The sequence below is a fragment of the Reichenbachiella versicolor genome, assembly GCF_003171675.1.
In the GTDB taxonomy this organism is placed as follows: domain Bacteria; phylum Bacteroidota; class Bacteroidia; order Cytophagales; family Cyclobacteriaceae; genus Reichenbachiella; species Reichenbachiella versicolor.
In genome coordinates this window covers 723,959-744,321 of record NZ_QFZQ01000002.1, presented here as the reverse complement: position 1 = coordinate 744,321, position 20,363 = coordinate 723,959, and the positions used below count along the sequence as shown (strand labels likewise).

At 36.2% G+C, this 20,363-nt stretch carries 19 protein-coding genes; 9 read left to right on the top strand and 10 right to left on the bottom strand.

Translation table 11 applies throughout. The features are described from left to right. Positions 1-56: 56 nt before the first annotated feature. Entirely contained in the window at positions 57-1,700 is a 1,644-nt protein-coding gene (locus tag DKG80_RS07750) for a right-handed parallel beta-helix repeat-containing protein (RefSeq protein ID WP_109830742.1), read from the top strand. A 392-nt stretch (positions 1,701-2,092) separates the two neighbouring features. Here the strand turns inward: DKG80_RS07750 and DKG80_RS07745 are convergent, their stop codons facing one another. After that, positions 2,093-2,899, bottom strand: a complete 807-nt coding sequence (locus tag DKG80_RS07745) for a 3'-5' exonuclease (protein ID WP_109830741.1) — start codon at positions 2,897-2,899, stop codon at positions 2,093-2,095. A gap of 17 nt (positions 2,900-2,916) precedes the next feature. Further along, positions 2,917-4,287 carry a UDP-N-acetylmuramate--L-alanine ligase gene (locus tag DKG80_RS07740; RefSeq protein ID WP_109830740.1) on the bottom strand — a complete coding sequence of 457 codons (1,371 nt, stop codon included), beginning with the start codon at positions 4,285-4,287 and terminating at the stop codon, positions 2,917-2,919. Positions 4,288-4,531: 244 nt separating this feature from the next. Between DKG80_RS07740 and dnaB the strand changes: the two genes are divergently transcribed. After that, on the top strand, positions 4,532-6,103 hold the full coding sequence (gene dnaB, locus DKG80_RS07735; protein WP_109830739.1) for a replicative DNA helicase: 1,572 nt from the start codon (positions 4,532-4,534) through the stop codon (positions 6,101-6,103). Positions 6,104-6,169: 66 nt separating this feature from the next. Here dnaB and DKG80_RS07730 read toward each other — a convergent pair whose 3' ends face one another. After that, a complete protein-coding gene (locus DKG80_RS07730; protein WP_109830738.1) occupies positions 6,170-7,348 on the bottom strand; it encodes an OmpA family protein in 1,179 nt (392 codons plus the stop codon). A gap of 182 nt (positions 7,349-7,530) precedes the next feature. On the opposite strand from DKG80_RS07730, the gene DKG80_RS07725 reads away from it, so the two are divergent. The 3 genes from DKG80_RS07725 to guaA all read left to right on the top strand — a co-directional run bounded on the left by DKG80_RS07725 (position 7,531) and on the right by guaA (position 10,683). Continuing rightward, on the top strand, positions 7,531-8,298 hold the full coding sequence (locus DKG80_RS07725) for a hypothetical protein (RefSeq protein WP_109830737.1): 768 nt from the start codon (positions 7,531-7,533) through the stop codon (positions 8,296-8,298). Between the two features lie 19 nt (positions 8,299-8,317). Further along, a complete protein-coding gene (locus DKG80_RS07720) occupies positions 8,318-8,998 on the top strand; it encodes a DUF6048 family protein (RefSeq protein ID WP_162555750.1) in 681 nt (226 codons plus the stop codon). Between the two features lie 158 nt (positions 8,999-9,156). Then, positions 9,157-10,683 (top strand): glutamine-hydrolyzing GMP synthase, encoded by a 1,527-nt coding sequence (gene guaA, locus DKG80_RS07715; protein ID WP_109830735.1) that lies wholly within the window; start codon positions 9,157-9,159, stop codon positions 10,681-10,683. Between the two features lie 7 nt (positions 10,684-10,690). Here the strand turns inward: guaA and DKG80_RS07710 are convergent, their stop codons facing one another. Together DKG80_RS07710 and DKG80_RS07705 are read right to left on the bottom strand one after the other, a co-directional pair. Then, positions 10,691-11,059 (bottom strand): Hpt domain-containing protein, encoded by a 369-nt coding sequence (locus DKG80_RS07710; RefSeq protein WP_109830734.1) that lies wholly within the window; start codon positions 11,057-11,059, stop codon positions 10,691-10,693. 525 nt (positions 11,060-11,584) lie between these two features. After that, positions 11,585-11,911: a HesB/IscA family protein gene (locus tag DKG80_RS07705; RefSeq protein WP_109830733.1), complete on the bottom strand. Its 327-nt coding sequence runs from the start codon at positions 11,909-11,911 to the stop codon at positions 11,585-11,587. A 127-nt stretch (positions 11,912-12,038) separates the two neighbouring features. On the opposite strand from DKG80_RS07705, the gene thiL reads away from it, so the two are divergent. Both thiL and DKG80_RS07695 read left to right on the top strand, forming a co-directional pair. Then, positions 12,039-13,076, top strand: a complete 1,038-nt coding sequence (gene thiL / locus DKG80_RS07700; protein WP_109830732.1) for a thiamine-phosphate kinase — start codon at positions 12,039-12,041, stop codon at positions 13,074-13,076. Positions 13,077-13,152: 76 nt separating this feature from the next. Further along, positions 13,153-13,575 (top strand): STAS/SEC14 domain-containing protein, encoded by a 423-nt coding sequence (locus DKG80_RS07695; protein ID WP_109830731.1) that lies wholly within the window; start codon positions 13,153-13,155, stop codon positions 13,573-13,575. A gap of 4 nt (positions 13,576-13,579) precedes the next feature. Here DKG80_RS07695 and dnaA read toward each other — a convergent pair whose 3' ends face one another. The 3 genes from dnaA to DKG80_RS07680 all read right to left on the bottom strand — a co-directional run bounded on the left by dnaA (position 13,580) and on the right by DKG80_RS07680 (position 16,676). Then, entirely contained in the window at positions 13,580-14,995 is a 1,416-nt protein-coding gene (dnaA, locus tag DKG80_RS07690) for a chromosomal replication initiator protein DnaA (RefSeq protein WP_109830730.1), read from the bottom strand. A gap of 269 nt (positions 14,996-15,264) precedes the next feature. Then, a complete protein-coding gene (locus DKG80_RS07685; RefSeq protein WP_109830729.1) occupies positions 15,265-16,248 on the bottom strand; it encodes a pyruvate dehydrogenase complex E1 component subunit beta in 984 nt (327 codons plus the stop codon). Between the two features lie 200 nt (positions 16,249-16,448). Beyond that, positions 16,449-16,676: a hypothetical protein gene (locus DKG80_RS07680; RefSeq protein WP_109830728.1), complete on the bottom strand. Its 228-nt coding sequence runs from the start codon at positions 16,674-16,676 to the stop codon at positions 16,449-16,451. A 71-nt stretch (positions 16,677-16,747) separates the two neighbouring features. Between DKG80_RS07680 and DKG80_RS21425 the strand changes: the two genes are divergently transcribed. Together DKG80_RS21425 and DKG80_RS21420 are read left to right on the top strand one after the other, a co-directional pair. Then, a complete protein-coding gene (locus tag DKG80_RS21425) occupies positions 16,748-16,921 on the top strand; it encodes a DNA-3-methyladenine glycosylase (RefSeq protein ID WP_317048731.1) in 174 nt (57 codons plus the stop codon). Beyond that, entirely contained in the window at positions 16,890-17,234 is a 345-nt protein-coding gene (locus tag DKG80_RS21420; protein ID WP_317048730.1) for a DNA-3-methyladenine glycosylase, read from the top strand. Before DKG80_RS21425 ends, DKG80_RS21420 begins: the two co-directional genes overlap by 32 nt. A 127-nt stretch (positions 17,235-17,361) precedes the next feature. On the opposite strand, the gene DKG80_RS07670 is transcribed toward DKG80_RS21420, so the two are convergent. Both DKG80_RS07670 and DKG80_RS07665 read right to left on the bottom strand, forming a co-directional pair. Then, positions 17,362-17,895, bottom strand: coding sequence for an outer membrane beta-barrel protein (locus tag DKG80_RS07670; RefSeq protein ID WP_109830727.1), 534 nt, complete (start codon positions 17,893-17,895; stop codon positions 17,362-17,364). A gap of 42 nt (positions 17,896-17,937) precedes the next feature. Beyond that, positions 17,938-20,238 (bottom strand): efflux RND transporter permease subunit, encoded by a 2,301-nt coding sequence (locus DKG80_RS07665; RefSeq protein ID WP_109830726.1) that lies wholly within the window; start codon positions 20,236-20,238, stop codon positions 17,938-17,940. Positions 20,239-20,363 lie beyond the last annotated feature (125 nt).

Genomic DNA, 20,363 nt, shown 5'->3' with positions numbered 1-20,363 from the left:
AAACTCTTTTTGTCATTCATATCTTTGGTTTACTCAGTTTGAATAATTCTAACGATATGATAAGAACATTTTTGATATTAGCTACCTGTCTTTTGAGTCTGCAAGTAAATGCGACGACCTACTATCTTAGTTCCAAGTCTGGCAATGACGCCAATTCAGGAACATCTGCAAAACACCCTTTTAAGACACTATTGAAAGCCAGTTCATTAAAGCTTAAAGCAGGAGACAAACTTCTTCTTAGCAAAGGGGAAACTTTCTATGGTTCTCTAGATCTTGTAGGCTTATCTGGTCAGGAAAAGAACCCAATAGTAGTATCGAGCTATGGGAAAGGAGCTCAAAAGCCTTTGATTGATGCTAAAGGGAAACTTAATGGTGTGTTGATTAAAGATTGTAGTCATATCAAAGTGTCTGATATTGAGATTACCGCCGATGGAGGGGGAATAGAAAGTAGAAAAGAGAATAAAAAATACATGCGCTGTGGAGTGCTCTTGACTACAGGAAAGGCCGGGGATTACAGTGGAATCACAATTAAAAATCTTCTGGTAAGAGATATTTTTCTTGAAGAACCAGGTTTTGATCGCGGAGCAGGAGAAAAACTGACAGGCAATGGAACTCAAAGTTATGGATGGGGTATTCGAATTATCAACTTTAGAAAAGATGCAACTCTTAATGATATCCTGATCCAAAATTGTCATGTTAAAAATGTAGCACACTCAGGTATTCGATTTACAGGAAAAGGAGATGTAGCAGCAGGTGAGATTAAAAATATAAATAGAGTTAAGGTCTATGATAACCTTGTAGAACACGCAGGTGGGCCTGCTATGCAGTCTTCTACAGTCAGAGATATTGAATTCAATGGAAATAAAACCAATTACTCAGGTAGCCCAAATGATTCACGTAAATGGGGAAGAGGTAGCGGGCTATGGGTATGGAATTGCTTCAATGCAATGATCCAGTACAATGAATTTCGAAATGCAAACGGTCCCGGAGATTCAGCAGGATGTCACATAGATTTTAACAATCGCAATGTAGTTATTCAATACAATGTCAGTGAAAATAATGTAGGAGGTTTTATAGAAGTATTAGGCAACAACTACAACTGTACCTACCGCTACAATGTCAGTATCAATGATGGATCGCGAAAATTAATCAAGGATAAAACTTTAGGAGCAGGAACTATGATTGGTGTTAATGGGTTTGTAGGCTTCGGCAAGAAACCAGTAGGTCCATTCAATTTATATCTTTACAACAATACCATCTATGTCAAAGAAGGACTCAACCCAGAAGTAGGTTTTAGTAAAAATACCAATGGTATTTTCATAGCGAATAACATTTTCTACTTAGAAGGGCATGCTACATATGATCATCGTAAAAACTTTTTGCCATCAGCAGGCCCTATTCCAAATGTAGTTTTCAAGAACAACCTTTATCTGAAAGAAGATAACTGGCCTTCCTCTGATCATGTGATGATTACTGATAGCATGCCAATCTACGGAGATCCACAATGCGCTTACCCTGGAGGCTTAACTGCAAAAGACTATATTCCAAAGAATATTCAGTTGATAAAAGACAAAGGAATTGAAATCCATAAAATCCCAGGAGATGATCTTGGATTAGCGCTAGGATTTAGAGTAGATAAGGATATTCTAGGTAATAAAATAAAAGGCAAGCCAGACATGGGCGCTATTGAAATAAAGTAGTTAGTACTCCTAAATTATATAACCAAGGACGGGTATTTATTCATTCAGTACCAAAGAAAACTAGCTAAGAACGACTAGGAAATGGCTCAGTACCGATGAGAAATGAATCAGGACTTCATATAAATCGTTCAGAACCATTAAAAAATCACTGAGTACCACTCTAAAATCATTCGGTACCGTCATAAAATGATATAGTACCGCTTAAAAATCACTCAGAACCATTAGAAAATGAGATAGAACCAATCAATAGTCATATATCCCTTGCACTTGATGGCTGATACCTAGATCTTCCTAAAAAGTCAGTCATATTCTAGGAAAAATTAAAGTGCACTAATTAAAAAGCCCCAATAAGTCTCGATCTTATTGGGGCTTTCTTCATCAAGGTGATATGTTTATTTCATATTAAACCCTCTCAATTTGATTCTGGTCAAAGCACGTTTGGTATCTTGAGGGAACTCCCCTTTCATCATCCAATCATAGTATCCAGCCTCTCGTTTGAGAATGTCTTCAACTGGTTTGCCTTTATGCTTTCCAAAATTGAATACCTCTACTCCATCTGCATTTAATACAAACCTACCTGCTAGATCAACTAAGTTGGAAGCAGACAAAGCATGAAGGCTATCCACAGAGTTTTCAATTTTCGTGATAACATTTCCCATAGTGTCCACAGCCTCTTCACCCTCATATTTTTCTACTTGGGCTTTGATCACTTCAGCAGTAGCCTTAGTGTCCGCTTCAGCACTGTGAGCCCCTTCTAGAGTCTTATCACAGTAGAACTTATATGCAGCTGTTAGAGTTCTTTTTTCCATCATGTGGAATACCTTTTGAGCATCTACAAACTTTCGATTCGAAATGTCAAAGTCAATACCAGCTCTTAAGAATTCCTCTACTAAAAGAGGAATGTCAAACTTCATACAGTTAAAACCACCTAGATCACATCCCTTCAAGAACTCCTCTAGACTCTTAGCAATAGACTTGAATGTAGGCTCATCTTTGACGTCCTTGTCATAAATACCATGGATCAAGCTGCTTTCTATAGGAATAGGAATTGTAGGGTTGATCTTTTTAGTCTTTATTGTCTCCTCATTATCAGGCATGATTTTGACAATAGAGATCTCTACAATGCGGTCACTAGTGACATTAGTACCAGTAGTCTCAAGGTCAAAAATTGCTAATGGGGCTTTTAAATTTAGCTTCATAGTGATAGGTGGTGTGATTATATAAGGTCGTTTGCCAGTGATTCTATATTTAGACCATTGAAATTGCCGGAGCTCATCATTAGTAAGTCTCGGTTATTCCAATCCTGATCTTTAAGATGAGAAGCCATATCTTGCTCGTCAGTAAATACAATCAAGTCTTTGCGTTTGAATGCCTTCTTGACCTCTTCTTGAGACAGCTCTTTCATATAATTTTTTTCCTCTAGGCTTTTCTTATTGAAATAGACTATTGCTTCGTCCGCTGCCTTGAATTTACCTTGATAATGAGGAAGAAATTCTTTGTTTAGGCTTGAGAAAGTATGCAATTCAAAACAAGCCGTCAACTTTCTCTTTGGATGCTTTTCTTTCAAAGAGTCTACAGTTGCCTTCAATTTAGAAGGAGCATGCGCAAAATCTAAGTATATAGCAGAATTTTCGTTCTCCTTGATTAAGGTGTTTCTTTTGGCAGCACCTTCAAACGAACCAATGGCGGAATAGAATTGCTCATCAGTGACACTAATTCTTTTCAAAACTTGACGTGCCCCTTCGATATTTAGCATGTTGTGCTTGCCAAATACCTTTAGGTCTATATATCCGTCTGTACCTTTCAATAAATATTTACCATCCTTCACCTTATAATCAGGAGTCTTGTATGGAATAGCATTAATATCAGGTCGGTCTTTTGTACCAATAATCAAGGCCATCTTATCATTTTCGCAGAAGACAAGTGATCCTGCCTTTGGAGACTGATCCGCTAGCATTTCAAACTGCTCAATATAGCTGTCTAGAGTAGGGTAGACATTGATATGATCCCACTCAGTACCACTAATCAAAGCAATGTGGTGGTCGTATTTTAAAAATTTAGGAGTCTGATCAAGAGGAGAGGTAAAATATTCATCACCTTCTATTACAATCATCGGGGCATTGCTCAGCTTAATAGTGTTCTCTATACCGTTGATCTTCGCTCCGATAAGGTAGTCCGTATCTTTACCTAAGAAATTCAATACATGAACGATGATTCCAGTGATAGTAGTTTTTCCATGACTACCAGCAATGACGATTCTATGCTTATCCCTACTTTGAGAGCTAATGAACTCAGGGTATGACATGATATTCAACCCTAGTTTTTGAGCCCTCTGAAGTTCAGGATTGTCTGCCTTGGCATGCATACCTAGGATGACTGTGTCTATTTCGTTCGTGATCTTGTCAGCATCCCAGCCTTCAGATGCAGGTAATAGACCATGTTTCTCTAGGTTGGATTTGGCAGGATCGTATATTTTATCATCAGACCCTGTGACCTTATTACCTTTTTCCTTGAGTGCTATGGCAAGGCTGCTCATTACAGCACCTCCTATGGCTATGATATGAATATTTTGGGAGGTTTCGTTCATCACGTGTTGTTCAATTTTTTTCAAAAATACGCTAATTCAACAGTGTGGCAAATTAATAGTAATTATGTGCTTCTATCACCAAAAAACACATGTAAATATTCAAGTAAGTCATTCGTCAATTCAAATAAATGTCGATAAGATGTTTGTAAACTTAGAGTGATTTCAAAGCCTGTAGAAAAACGGATTTTGTACGTTTGCAAACTAGTCTTACTATCACTTTCACTTTACACCTTAAGAATAGCATATGTTAGGTCCTGAATCTCAAGAACAAGGAAATGTAAGAGACCGTGCTCCACGAAGAAAAAGAGCCGGTGTGCCAGAGTTGGCAGTTCAACTAGGTAAGGTGCCACCACAGGCACTTGACCTTGAAGAGACTGTCTTAGGTGCCTTGATGTTAGAAAAAGATGCATTGACTACCGTAATCGATATCTTGAAACCGGAGAGCTTTTATAAGGATTCTCACATTAAGATATATGAATCAATAGTTCAGCTATTTAATAAGTCAGAGCCTGTTGATTTGATGACTGTTACTGCTCAATTGAGAAAGAATGGTACACTGGAGGTTGTAGGTGGAGCATATGCTGTAGCAGAACTTACCACTAGAGTCAATTCAGCTGCCAACATTGAATATCATGCTAGGATCATTACTGAGATGGCTATTAAGCGTGACTTGATTAGAATTTCATCTGAAATTCAACAAGATGCTTTTGAAGATACTACAGACGTATTCGAATTATTAGATAAGACTGAGCAGGCGCTATTCGAAATTTCAGAGTCTAACATTAAAAAGAATTTTGCAGGTATGCACTCTTTGATGCATCAAGCGATTCAAGAAATAGAAGCAAGAAAGGATCAAGCAGAAGGTTTAACAGGAGTGCCTAGTGGCTTCACCGCATTAGACAGAGTGACTGCTGGTTGGCAGCCTTCGGATTTGATCATTATTGCAGCTCGTCCTGCAATGGGTAAAACAGCCTTCGTTATTTCTGCTATGAGAAATGCAGCAGTTGAATTTGGAGAAGGAGTAGCATTGTTTTCTCTGGAGATGTCTTCTATCCAGTTGGTGAATAGATTGATTTCAGCAGAGGCGGAGCTTACTAGTGAGAAGATCAAAAAAGGAAATCTTGCTGATCATGAATGGGAGCAATTGGTCCACAAGACTTCTAGATTGACTGAAGCCCCCATTTACCTAGATGATACGCCAGGTTTGAGTATTCTAGAGTTAAGAGCAAAGTGTCGTCGTTTGAAAGCTCAGCACGATATCAAGATGATCATTATCGATTATCTTCAATTGATGTCAGGTGATAGTAGTAAAGGAGGGGGTAACCGTGAACAAGAGATTGCAAGTATTTCTCGAGCTTTGAAAGGAATCGCTAAGGAACTTCACGTGCCAGTGATAGCACTTTCTCAGTTGAGTAGAGCAGTGGAAACCAGAGGCGGAGATAAGAGACCTCAATTATCCGACTTGAGGGAATCTGGTTCTATTGAGCAGGATGCGGATATGGTGATGTTCTTATACCGTCCTGAATATTACGATATTACAGAAGATGAAGATGGACTACCTACAGCAGGTACTGGTGAAGTGATTATAGCTAAACATAGGAATGGATCACTTGAAAATGTTAAATTGAAGTTCATCGGTCAGTACACCAAATTTGCAGATCTTGACGGTGGAGGTATGGGGACAGGAGGGTTTCCTTCAGCAGGTGTGCCTTCTGAATTTGATTCTGCACCTAGTACTATGACTTTTCCCTCAAAAGCTAATAATGACGGAGGTTCAGCCTTGCCATCATTACCGCCAGGAGAAGCACCATTCTAATAGGATATAGCATTTAAGGTATTGTTACGTTATAGTTGAGCTTAATTTAGAATAACTGGCTTAGGTCTAGTTCTCTAGTATTTCGACTTCAACTCTTCTATTGAGAGCTCTATTCTCAGGGGTAGTATTAGGTACTATGGGTTGACTGCTTCCATAGCCTTTTGTTTCCACTCTGAAATTGTCAATTCCCTTTGCAGTCAAGAAGTTGCGAACAGCATTTGCTCGAGATAAACTTAGTTCTTGATTATAAGAACGAGAACCAATGTTGTCTGTGTGTCCTTCAATACTTATCTTGACACGAGGATGCTCTTTCATGAATTCTAGTAATTTGTTCAACTCTACAAAAGAACCACGAAGAAGTCTGGCTTTGTCAAATTCAAAATAAATCTGCTGTAGAGTGAATTTTTTACCTACCTCAGGAATTCCAAAATACTCATTCCGATATACTAAGGTGGAGTCTATTTCTGGGAAGATACTTTCATTCTCGTCTACCGGTCTCACCAGTACGTCATCAATTAGATAATAAGAGATCATTGGTTGTAGATGTTTTGGTAGTTTTGGGTCACGTCCAAATCCAAATTTCCTTTTCGTTTTTTTAGTAGTTAATTCCTTATCAGGAGTGAAGACTCCTACTGTAAGAGCGAGTTCATCTCCCTGCGCTACGAATTCTCCTGATACTTTGTGCCATTTTTCAGGGTCATTGATGACCTTACCTTTTGGGTTGACTATTTGAGGTTTATAATATCCTAGATCCATTGCCTGCCAGTCAAAACTAGGCATGTCTTTAGTGAAATACATCCCTAATTGATCAATGCTGAACTCACAATTGTCTGCTAGACTTACATAGAACTCTCCGTAATATTTGTTTCCAGCTACAAGTGGTTTAGTAAGTTGTATCATTACAAATTCGCGATGATTAGCAGGTACCCGCCAACTTTTACCACTTTTACTAGTGAGGTAACAAATCATCCCTATATATGAATCACCAGTACGAGGTTCTTGTGTTCCGAATATATTCTTAGGAATACCCATAGCATTGTTTTCATCAGCACAGCGATGGAAGTAATCTGGAGATGGATCAGCAGTGCCAAAAGGAAACCATGACTTGACCAATTTTAGTTGATTCATGGTATAAGGGCAATTCCAGATTTCTTCAAAACTGGGATTGATTACCATGTTTTGGGCAGATAAACCATGAGTCATCAAAGAAAAGAATACCCAAGTCCAAAAAAGTCTGATTTGCATACTTCGCAATATAATTCCAAAACTGTTTTTTATGATTATTTCATAAGTATATGAATTGTCTAAAATTATAATCTGTTGATATTCAGCTAATAATTTAGGATAGGATTCTAAACGTAAAGTTTTGTATTATTGTCTCACAGACTCTATGTAAGTTTGTGCGTCAAGTCGAGTAGACGTTGGTAATGAAGGACAGAATATTTTTAGCATCACTTTTTCTTATTAGTGTTTTAATTTGGTCTTGTCAGGAAGATCAGGAGTATTTGGAATACGACCCTTCTGTCTTGATGAAGTTTATCAATCAAGATAGTATTGATGCTCTGACAGGTGAGGGAGACACGATTTATATTTTAAATGATAGTATTGACAGTCTTACCAAGCTCATATCTCAGCAAAATGTCTTTATCTCTGATACTTCGGATAATATATTTGAATTAGGGGACAGTGTCGAGGATGAGAGACTTACTTCTGAGGAAAGAGCCAAAGTTCAAGCTGAACTAGATAGAAATATAAAGGCAGGAGCTGATTTGTCTGATTTTAAAGATAGTCTTGATCTGGTTAAAGATTCATTGTCCAACAATTTAGCTTTTTGGAATGGAGTTGTTAATACTATGGAAAGTGGTTCGGTGAAGATAATTTCGATTGTTAATCTTGCTGAAGAAGAAAGTCCAAAAGTAGAATACTTCGATAGTCTGACTGTATGGCCTATTCCTTTGTCTATGAATGACGAGTATGTTCATTTGCAGCTATCAATAGGAGACGAGGATGTAGGAGTGATTCAACAGTATACCTTAGAAATAGAATATAGTCTCTCAACACAGGTCGATGAAAAAGGTATTGTTACTAGAGTGCCTGATAACATTGATATTGTTTCACATGATTTTAAATCGAAAATAAATAATTGTCAAACTTCTTGTAATGGTGGTACGCCGAATTATACTGTTCATTTTTAGTGGTTTGACCTTGTGGTCATTGAGTAGTAGAGCGCAAGAATCTCTTGATTCCTTAACAACTCAGACAGCCGATTCTTTAGCCGTTTCAACTTTAGAGAAAGAGGTCGAAGAACCTAAAGAGATTATGCCTTTTTTTTCATCTGCGTCATTTATTTATGACTATGGTAAGTTAGCTGGATTGTTTTTGAAGACTGAAATGAAACAAGAGGTAGGTGCACAGATTGAATTTTGGAATAGACTTGTGCTAGTTGGTGAGTTTGGTACGGCTAAACTAGAACCAAATGGAGCATATCAGAATGCAAATTACATTTCAGAAGGCTGGTATTACAGAGCAGGGATTGGGTATAAATACGATATGAATCCCAAAAACAACTTTGCCCTTACACTTCGATATGGTCAATCTTTTTATGGAGATAAAGGAAGAGTGGAGATATTTAGTAAGTCAGGGATTCATGATGATTATGTGGAGCCTTTCAACAGAGAGAATAATACTGCATATTGGTATGAGGTTGTTTTAAGTTCAGAGAAAAAGATTTGGAAAGGTTTATATACAGGGTTTCATATGCGTTTGAGAGTTATGGGGTACTATGAACAGCAGCAACCATTGGATGTGTATTCTATTCCAGGATATGGTAGGACTTTTGATAATACAATACCTGCAATTAACCTTTATCTTAAGTATGCTTTTGAAATGTTTTAATGATGTGGTCATTACTTTTAAAGCGTAAGCCTAACATTCCTTTTGTTATAAGGTTACAGTTTTCATTATATGGTTTGACACCATAACTAAGTTGATTTAACTTATAACTTATCTGTCAAATCTACTTGCAGGAGTAGAGCGTGGTGTTAATTTTGCGCATGGCAGAAAAAATTATAATTCTCGATTTCGGTTCTCAATACACTCAATTAATCGCACGTCGTGTAAGAGAGCTGAATGTATATTGCGAAATTCATCCTTTTAGTAAAGTTCCTGAGCTTGACCAAACAGTGAAAGGTTTAATCCTTTCTGGCAGTCCATGCTCTGTACGCCAAGATGATAATCCAGATGTAGATCTTGATTCTATTATTGGTAAAGTTCCATTGTTAGGTATTTGCTATGGAGCTCAGTTGATTGCTCATAAAACTGGTGGAGAAATTCTTCCATCTGAAATTAGAGAATATGGCAGAGCAAAGTTAGCCACTGTTGATATGCACAATGAACTGATGAAGGAAGTAAATATCGGTTCTCAAGTATGGATGTCACACGGGGATACTATTCTAGAGACACCCGAAGAGCTAGAAGTGATAGCTAAAACAGATTCTGCTAATGCTGCTTTTCGTCATAGAACACAGCCAGTTTGGGGACTTCAGTTTCATCCAGAAGTTACACACTCTGAGCAAGGTAAGATCGTTTTGAGAAACTTTGTGGTACATATCTGCGGGTGTAATCAAGATTGGACTCCAGATGTGTTTGTAGAGTCAACCGTCGATCAACTAAAAGCTCAACTTGGAGATGATCAAGTTGTTTTAGGATTATCAGGTGGAGTAGACTCTTCAGTAGCTGCCATGCTTATACATCAAGCAATAGGAAAAAATCTTCATTGTATTTTTGTTGATAATGGACTTCTCCGAAAAAATGAATTCCAAAATGTGTTAAAGTCATATCAAGGAATGGGGTTAAATGTAAAAGGAGTAGATGCATCATCTGAATTTTATGAAGCCTTAAAAGGTTTGACTGATCCAGAGGCTAAGAGAAAAGCAATTGGCAGGGTCTTTATCGAAGTATTTGATAAAGAAGCTCACGCCATTCAAAATGTTAAGTGGCTTGGTCAAGGAACTATTTACCCAGACGTGATAGAATCTGTGTCTGTAAATGGCCCTTCTGTCACAATCAAATCGCACCATAATGTAGGAGGACTTCCTGAAAAAATGAAAATGAAGGTCGTAGAGCCTTTAAACACACTTTTTAAAGATGAAGTACGAAGAGTAGGGAAAACACTTGGGATAGATGATGCTATTTTAGGTAGACATCCATTTCCAGGCCCAGGCCTTGGTATTAGAATCTTGGGAGATATTACAGCTGAGAAAGTCCAGATTCTTCAAGAAGTTGATCATATATTCATTAATGGTTTGAAGCAGTCAGGTTTGTATGACGATGTTTGGCAAGCTGGAGCTATGTTACTTCCTATTCAATCTGTTGGTGTAATGGGTGATGAAAGAACGTATGAACGCGTAGTTGCTCTTAGGGCTGTAACAAGTGTAGACGGAATGACAGCAGACTGGTGTCATCTTCCATATGAGTTTTTGGCTCAGGTTTCAAATGATATTATTAATAGAGTAAAGGGTGTTAACCGAGTGGTTTATGATATTAGTTCAAAACCTCCGGCTACCATAGAATGGGAGTAATTTAAGATTAATAAGTGTCGTTGGCTACTTCTGTAGTCAACTCACTCACTATTATTGAGCAATATTCTTCTAATTGTTGTAATTGAAGATCCGCTTCATCTAAATTAATCTGTTCTTTTGCATTAGTCTCAAAACTTTTAATATGACTTGTTAAATGTTCGATATTTAATAAAAGTAGAGATGGTTTAAGTTTGTGAACAAGTCGTCCGACCTCGTTCCAATTTTCATTTTTTCTTGCAGCTACTATTTCCGCGACATTTTCTGGAGTGTTTTTTATTATAGTTTCTATCATGTCTTTAACGAAATCTCTATCGTCATCACTAATAGTATATAGATAGGATAAATCAAGCGGTGTGCTTACGGAAATTGAACTCATACTTTTGGAGAATTAAGTTTGTGTCAATATAAAATGAAAAGAGCGATTCTCGATTATCACTCAATTGAAAAGTAAATGATTTTAACGGGGGTAAAAAAGAAGGGGCTGCCTTTTTACGTGCAACCCCTAAACCAACCTAACCTAAACTTACCTAAAACCTTTATATTATGGAATGAATCAATTTTCATGCCAAAAAGTATAAAGGTGGAATTTTTTTTGTGGAATTATATCAATAAGTAATTCTTTTATCTCTTATTGATGATACAAAGGTAATATCATTTCGTAGAACCAAACAATAATTTGTTTGAAAAAAATATATTTTTTTCATTTTAATGCTTTTTTACGCCTGCGTTCATCCAGATGCATTCCTAATTCATAGAGGTATTTCATTTATTAATCGAAAAAAGTCGTTTCTGTGTGAAGAATTAATGAATTAGTATATTAAACGTAAAGAACAATACGATCAAATAAAAATCAATAAAAAAGGAGCTTTCAAGCTCCTTTTTTATTGATTTTTTTAGAATGTTATACTGCGAAGCTCTCACCACATCCACATGTTCGAGTCGCGTTTGGATTAATAAAATGAAAGCCTTTGCCATTTAAACCATCTGAAAAATCCAAGGTGGTATCAAGTAGATAAAATAGACTCTTTTTGTCTACGATTACTTTTACTCCATTATCTTCTATGACATCATCTTTGTCAGTAATTTGATCATCGAAAGACAGGTCATACATTAAACCAGAGCATCCACCTCCTTTAACAGCTACTCTGAGATTATGATTTTCAGAATGCCCTTCACTTTGTTTTACTTGCGTTATTCTTTGTTGTGCTTTTTCAGAAACTTTCAACATAATATCTTTTCTCTTTCTCTTCTTATACAACCAAACTCTATGGCCGAACCAAAAGTTTCACTTTTTTTGCAAAACTATTGATTTATTTATAATACGTTTAGATAAAAATCGGTAAACCGATAATTACATGTCAAATAAAGATACGAGAACGGAGATTGGAGAGGTAGGTGAGTTTGGATTGATTGATAAGATAGCTTCTAAGTTTACCATTCAAAATAGAGAAACACTTACAGGTATAGGAGATGATGCGGCAGTTTTGGATCATGGAGGTCAAGAGCTTCAATTAGTTTCTACTGATATGTTACTAGAAGGAATTCATTTTGACCTTTCATATATGCCTCTTCAGCATTTAGGATATAAATGCGTAGCAGTAAATGTGTCGGATATAGCCGCAATGAATGGGATGCCTAAACAGATAACTATTAGTCTAGGGTTGAGCAACCGATTCTCTGTTGAGGCTGTAGAGAAGTTGTATGAAGGCATTCAGTATGCTTGTGAAGATTATGGGATTGATCTTATAGGGGGGGATACAACTAGTTCACCTACTGGATTGGTTATTTCTGTATCAGTGTTTGGTTCTGCTCCTAAGGAAAAAATAGCATATAGAAAGAATGCTGAAGAAAATGATATAATCTGTGTGACAGGAGATCTTGGTGGTGCATTACTTGGTCTTCAAGTTTTAGAGAGAGAGAAAGAAGTGTATAAGTCTAATCCTGAAATGCAACCTGATCTAGAGAAGTATGACTTTGTGGTAGGGAAGCAACTTAAGCCTAAAGCAAGAATGGACATAATTTATGAATTGTCAGATAAGAAATTAATACCTACATCTATGATAGATGTTTCTGATGGTTTAGCATCAGAGCTTTTTCATATTGCTAAATCTTCTGATGTAGGAATTGTTATTTATGAGGATAAAATCCCGGTATCTAAGGAGTCTTACGAGGCCGCAATAGAGTTTGGTCTAAGTCCCATTACATGTGCTTTGAATGGAGGAGAGGATTATGAATTGTTGTTTACGATAGGTCAGTCCGAATATGAAAAAATTAAGTTACATCCAGATATCAGTACGATAGGGTATGTTACTAAAAAAGAGAAAGGTATTAATATGGTGACGAAGAGTGAACAAGTCGTTCCATTGAAGGCTCAAGGTTGGGTTCATTTTTAAAGCCGCGAAATCGATTTCTACTTCTGAATTATTTGATAATTCAATAGTTTTGAATTGAGATAATAATCAATCAGAAGTGGAGATCAAGTTACCAACATCAGCAAAACTTTATATTGACAAACCATATGTCAAGCTATATTGGGATTTCAAAAAGAAAATTCTTACAAGTGCTTGGACAGGTTTCTGTACTCATGATGAAATATTAGCTATTGGGCAGCGTATTATCGATGCTGTATTGATAGAAGGAGCTCGTAAAGTATTGTATGATGCTCGAGGGTTAGAAGTACTTGATGCGAGTTCTCAGCGTTATATCTCTGGTAAATTTACTATTGATATGATGGAATCAGGAGTTAAAGTTGCTGCGGTTGTTTTGCCAGATGATTTATTTGCACAATTTACAGTTAATGACATACAAAAAAAGCTCGCCATGCATGGTGGAGCTTTTGTGAATTATTTTGAAGATTTAGATAAGGCTATATCTTGGCTTAAAGTAAAATGAAGTCTTATATTGACTTCATCTTAAACTTTTTCTTGAGCTCGGAAAAGCTAGATCTAAATCTAGCATCTGTATCAAGCATGTCGTTTACCGATTGCAAAGCATGTATTACTGTACTATGATCCCTTCCTCCAAAATGATTTCCAATACTCTTTAGAGAGTGATTAGTGTAGTCCTTAGAGAAGTACATAGCTAATTGACGAGCAATAACTATTTCTTTTTTTCTTGTTTTGGCTTTTAAGTCGTCACTTGATACGTTAAAGTATTCAGAGACTGTCTTTTGGATATAGTCAATTCCTACTTCAGATTCAATGTTTTTAACAATTGACTTGAGCGTTTGCTTAGCCAATTCCATATCAATTTCAGACTTGTTTAAAGATGCGTGAGCAACTAATGAAATAAGTACACCTTCAAGTTCTCTTATATTGCTATCAATACTATAAGCTAAGTATTCTAGAACCTTGTCATCGATTTTTAGACCATCGTCTTGAAGCTTTTTCTGAATAATGGCTAACCTAGTTTCAAAATCAGGGCGTTGTAAGTCTGCAGTTAGTCCCCATTTAAATCTTGATACTAGTCTTTCTTGCAAACCTTCTAATTCGGTAGGAGGCCTGTCACTAGACATGATGATTTGCTTATTGTTTTGGTGAAGGTGGTTAAATATGTGAAAGAAAATTTCTTGAGTTTTTACTTTGTCTTTGAAGAATTGTACGTCATCAATGATTAACGTATCTACATTTAGATAAAAGTTAGTAAAATCTTGTAGACTATTACTCTTTAAGGCTTCAATAAATTGACTAGCAAATTTTTCAGAAGCTACATACAAAACAAAATTTTCAGGATTTTCCTTTTTGATTCTGTTTCCTATCGATTGTACCAGATGAGTTTTTCCTAAACCAACACTACCGTAGATCATTAATGGGTTAAAAGAAGTAGAACCTGGTTTAGATGCTACTGCATATCCTGCAGATCTAGCTAGTCTATTACAGTCTCCTTCAATATAGGAATCAAAAGTATAGTTAGGGTTTAGGTTTGAATTTTGTTGATGGTTGGCAACTTCAGGTAAGGCAAATGGACTAGTATAGCTTGGTTTTGTAGCCGTACCATTTTGTCCAAAACTTGGAAATTCTTTTTTCTGTGCTAGGTTGACAGTGGTTGGTTTATGTTGAGAATCTCCTTGATCTACTACTACAGAGTATTCTAGTTTGCCTGAAGGGCCAATTTCATTAGTAATAGCTTCTTTTAGGATAGTAACATAATTATCCTCAAGCCATTCATAAAAAAACTGAGAAGGAACCTGAATCGTTAATACCGAATCATTGAAAAAAACAGGCTTAATTGGCTGAAACCATGTTTTAAAACTTTGAGCGGGGATTTTCTCAGCGATGTAAGTCAAACATTTAGCCCAAATCTGTTCGTGCATTTCGGATAAAAAAATTAGTGGTTTATGCTAAATTACTGTCTCTTGTAGGAGGTAGTGGAGTTCAAAAATGGGTAAAAAAAAAGTAACAAAAAAATGGATTTTACTATTGATTTTTTCGAATCGTGATCAGTACATTTTTAATCACTGTTCAAAATTTAAATTCTTTGAAAAATGCAATTAGCAAAATGTTTACATATTTTGAGTGCCAGATAAAAAAAGCCCCAAACGTTTTAAAGCTTGGGGCTATACAGGTTTTTATATGTTTCTTGTCACTTTTGGACGTACATGATTTCTTTTACCGCTTTTACAGTTCTTTCAACATTAGGCAGAATCTCTTGTATCAATGTAGGAGCATATGGTAAAGGAACGTCTTTACTAGTTACTCTGTGAATAGGAGCGTCTAAATAGTCGAATGCGTTTCTTTGTACATGATGACTGAGTTCAGAAGAAATGGACGCTAAAGGCCATGCTTCTTCTACTATTACCATTCGATTTGTTTTCTTTACTGACTCTATTAATGTACCGTAATCAATAGGTCTCACAGATCTTAGGTCGATCACTTCGGCATCAATTCCTTCCTTAGCTAATTCGTCAGAAGCTTGTCTTGCGACTTTCATGAATTTACCAAAAGAAACTATAGTAACGTCCTTTCCTGTTTTCTCTACGTTGGCAACCCCAATTGGAATTATGTACTCACCTTCAGGAACTTCACCCTTGTCACCATACATCAATTCTGATTCCATGAAAATAGTAGGATCATCATCTCTGATAGATGCTTTTAATAGGCCTTTCGCTTCTGCTGGAGTGGAAGGTACTACAACTTTTAAACCAGGGCAGTTTGCATACCAATTTTCAAAGTTCTGAGAGTGCTGAGAACTTAATTGACCTGCGTTTCCAGTAGGGCCTCTAAATACGATGGGAACATTATATTGGCCACCAGACATAGACATCATTTTGGCAGCACCATTTATCACTTGGTCAATGGCTACTAGAGAGAAGTTGAAAGTCATGAATTCAATGATAGGTCTCAGACCGTTCATTCCAGCTCCTACTCCGATACCTGCAAACCCAAGTTCCGCAATAGGAGTGTCAATTACTCTTTTAGGACCGAATTCGTCCAACATGCCCTGACTTACCTTGTATGCACCGTTGTATTCAGCTACTTCCTCACCCATCAAGAAAATCGACTCATCTCGTCTCATCTCTTCATTCATCGCTTCTCTGAGGGCTTCTCTGAATTGTAATGTTTTCATTCGTATTTATTTAATTAAGATTATCGGGGTGTCCAAATCGAGCCGCTAAATTATCATAATGGCCTCAATATCCCAATCTAATCTGTTAGAATTGCCTACGTAGTCCAAGGATATAAATAAAAAAAGCGAAGCTGAACCAGAGCTTCGCCTTTCGACAATTATAAATATGAGAGACTATTCAATTTCAGACCCTCCTAAAACTATTCATGAACAGGGAATAGATTGGGAAGTTCAGTAGACTTGAGCTTAATTAACCTATCACTCTTGGGTAGATTAATTGCAGCACTTATTTTATCCATTCCATACCTAGTTTTTTTGCTAATGGCATCGACAGAGGAATCTGCTAAATCTGCCAATTTCTCTAGCCCTAAATCAGTTTGCTTTCTGATTACCATAGACAGAGAGAAAGGATTAGCTTTAAATTTCATAAAAGTTGATATTTAGATGGATAATCAAACGTGCCAAATTTTATTTGGTTTATACAATATAAACTTTTTTTATGAAGGTTGAAAATAAGTTTTTTCAAGCAGAAGATGTGGTGAGTGTTGCAAGGCAGATTCTTGGAATGTATTTAGTGACTGAAATCGATGGAGAACGAACTGTAGGTAAGATCGTGGAAGTAGAAGCTTATCGTGGTGAAAATGATAAAGCTTGTCAAGCCTATATATGGTAGGCGGACTAAAAGAACGGAAGTGATGTATCAAAAAGGAGGTGTTGCTTATGTCTATCTATGTTATGGAATTCATCATTTATTTAATATAGTGACCAATGTAAAAGGTGTAGCTGATGCGGTATTAATTAGGGCCTTGGAACCAATCGAGGGTGTTGAGATTATGAAAGAGCGAGGTGGGGAAAAACCAACAAATGGTCCTGGGAAACTTTCTAAAGCAATGGGTATTGTTAGTAATATGACAGGCGATGTTTTGGGAGAAAAAGCTATTTCCATTGAAAAAGGAGAAATAGTTACTAGTGATAGGAAACTGTAAGTACGAGGGTTGGGGTTGGATATGCAAAAGAAGACGCATTGTTACCTTGGAGGTTTTATATAAGAGATAATATTTGGGTGAGTAAAAAATAAATAAGCTGTTATTTTAGGCTGTCTGAATCTTTAATTTATAGACTTCTTATAAATCCTAAATTAAAAACAAATTGCCCGCTACCACCAGCTGTTTGGTATTTAGCTTGAAAATTATATCCCCAATCTTTATTGAATCTGTGATTGTACCCTACGCCAAAATTCAATCCAGTTTCACTTACATTAACCTTGGCTCTTTTGAAATCAAATTGATTTCTGGTCACATTAGTTGCTCCTAGAAGTATGTAAGGTTTGTCTTCAACATGTTCTGTTGGAATGTAGTATCGAAAATCGGCATTGATTGCTCCCATATAGGATACGTCGTCTGATCCAGTATAAAAGTAAGTATAGCTGATGGATGTGCTCCAGAATTTATGAAATGCATATTCTACACTAGCATTTATTCCAGGGCCTATTTTAGGGTCTACTGGGTCTTTTTTATAATAGGAGTTTGTTCCAGCCACCAGACCTGCTTGAACTCTGAATTTAGAATATCGGCCATACCTCTGTGCTTCTGAAGAGAAAGAAATTAAGGTTAATATTATTGATACTGCGATAAACCGTTTCAACATTTTATATCTTTTTGTATTTATTGGATGTCTAAGGTAGTGTAATCAGGAATTACTAAGGCTAGTGTTTTCTCGTAATTCTACAGAAGAATCTGCTGATTCATTCTTTGGTTTACTCATAAATTGCAATATCAGTGCAGGTAATAAAAAGAGATCTGCAATAAGAGCGACTATAAATGAAACACTTACGAATAGTCCAGTATAAAATGAAGCACTGAACTCTGAAATACAAAAGATGACAAAACCGGCAGTAAGTATGATTGTGGTGATGATGATAGGCTCACCTGCCCCATAGATGGTTCTTTTAAGTGCATAAACAGTTGATAGACCTTTTTCTTTTTCTATTTTGAATTTACTTAAAAAATGAATGGTGTCATCAACTACTATTCCAAAAGAAATAGCGAAAATTATAGACGTTCCCAAATTGATGGGAATTCCAAAAAAACCCATTACTGCAGCCACAGCTAAAATTGGAAATAGGTTTGGGATCAATGTGATCAAGATCATTTTAAAGGATTTAAACATTATTCCAGCTATGATTCCGACTATAGCAAGAGCTAGTAAGAGTCCTTTTAATAAGCTCAATGAAAGAAGTTCACTACTTTTTTCTACCAGATAAGTCGTTCCTATTTCTTTGAATGTAATAATATTTAGATCGATGTTTTTCTTTGTAATTTTATTGAATATTGCTTTTCTAGCCTTTGAATTTTTTGAGCCTAGGTCTTTTGAGTAGCCTATAATTTGAGTTTGAGATCCCTCTGATAGTTTTCGGGCTTTTGATTCTGGATCAAACCTTTTGATAAAATTGAAAGACGCTTTCCAATCTTGGTTAGTTGAAGGAATTTGAAAATGGTCAGGATTTCCACCTTTTATGCTTTGATGAGCTCCTTTTATATACGACGCAGGAGATACTAGAAGTCCAGCGTTTAGCACTGTGTCGACGATGTTTTCAAGTTTATTGATTTCTGAAATTACCTCTTTACTGTATATCTTTTGACTGGAATCTGTTAATTGGATACTCAGGGTAAATGGTTTAGAACCTCCGAAATGATTATCAAAATACTGGAAATTTGTTTTGACTTCATTGGCATCAGGAATATCATCTATTAAATAGTCATTGATTTCTATTTTGCTAATTCCAAATATTATTAAAACGAATGCTCCGATAGAAGTTAAGAAGACAATGCCTCTTTTTTTAAATACAATCCTAATAGTCCAAGTCAGAGACTTAATGATTGCTAGGTGGTTTTTGCGCATTGGGAATTTTGGTTTGGTCAAGAGAATTACAGCAGGAAATAATAAGTAGGTGATAATGAAAGCAGTGAAAATTCCAGCTGCAGCATACTTTCCAAGATCTATTATAGGGATTACACGGATGTTAATGAGCGTAATAAAACCTATGGCAGTGGTAATTGATGTAAGAAAAGTTGCCCATCCAATTTCCTTAACTGCTATTCCTATCGCAACTTTATAGTTCGCTGTGTGACTAAGTTCTTTTCTAATATGGGAGAATAGATGAATGATGTCGGACATTGAGACTACTAGCAAAATTGAAGGAATCAAAGAGGATAGAATGTCTATTTTCTTTCCTGTCATTACCATGATACTCATCGTAGCCATGACTGATAGTAAGCTGATGGATAATGCAACAATGACAAGTTTGGTGGACCGGATAAATATTGTCATTAGGATTGTAATCAAAATGATTACACCGATAAGAAATCTTGTAAAATCCGCTTTAATGGCATCAATAAAAGCGTGTTGAGCTATTGCTTTACCAACTTTTCTTACTGTTTTAAAATCGTAATGTGAAAGAGTACTATCTATTGAACTGACATATTTGTCAGAGAATTTCTTTGAAGGGAACTGAAAGTGGGTAACGATTATTTTAATTGTTTTCATATCATCAGAAAAGTAGCTATCCCTGATAATAGGTTCTTTTAAAAGCTTTACACTATCTGACTTAATGACTTTATTACCTAATGAGTGTAAGTAAGGAATTTGAATATAACCGAGAGGTGTCTTAATTGGTTTTTTGAGATTGGTAGGGGAAGTAACTGATTTAGTGCCATTTATCGTTTTTAACCCACTAATTGCAGAATCAAGTTTTGTAAGGAATGCCGTATTGAATAATCCATTTTCTGATTCTATACCCACCATTATATAGTCATCATCAGCTCCAAATGTTTTTTTGAATTTTTCATAAAAAACTAAATCAGGATCACCGATTGGGAAGAATTTTTCAAATTCATAATCGAATCCAAGTTTTGTAAGTTGAGTAGCTAGTAATGACAAGATTACAATTGTGATAGAAATGCTGATTTTAGCGGATCGGCGAGTGAACATATGTCTTTGTTTCAGAATCAAACAAATATAATCAGGTCGGATTAACGAACCTTCATGTTAGGAAGTTGACTAAGAAGGGGTAAAAAATATACTAGACGACAGATGAGATTATGTTTTCTATTAAT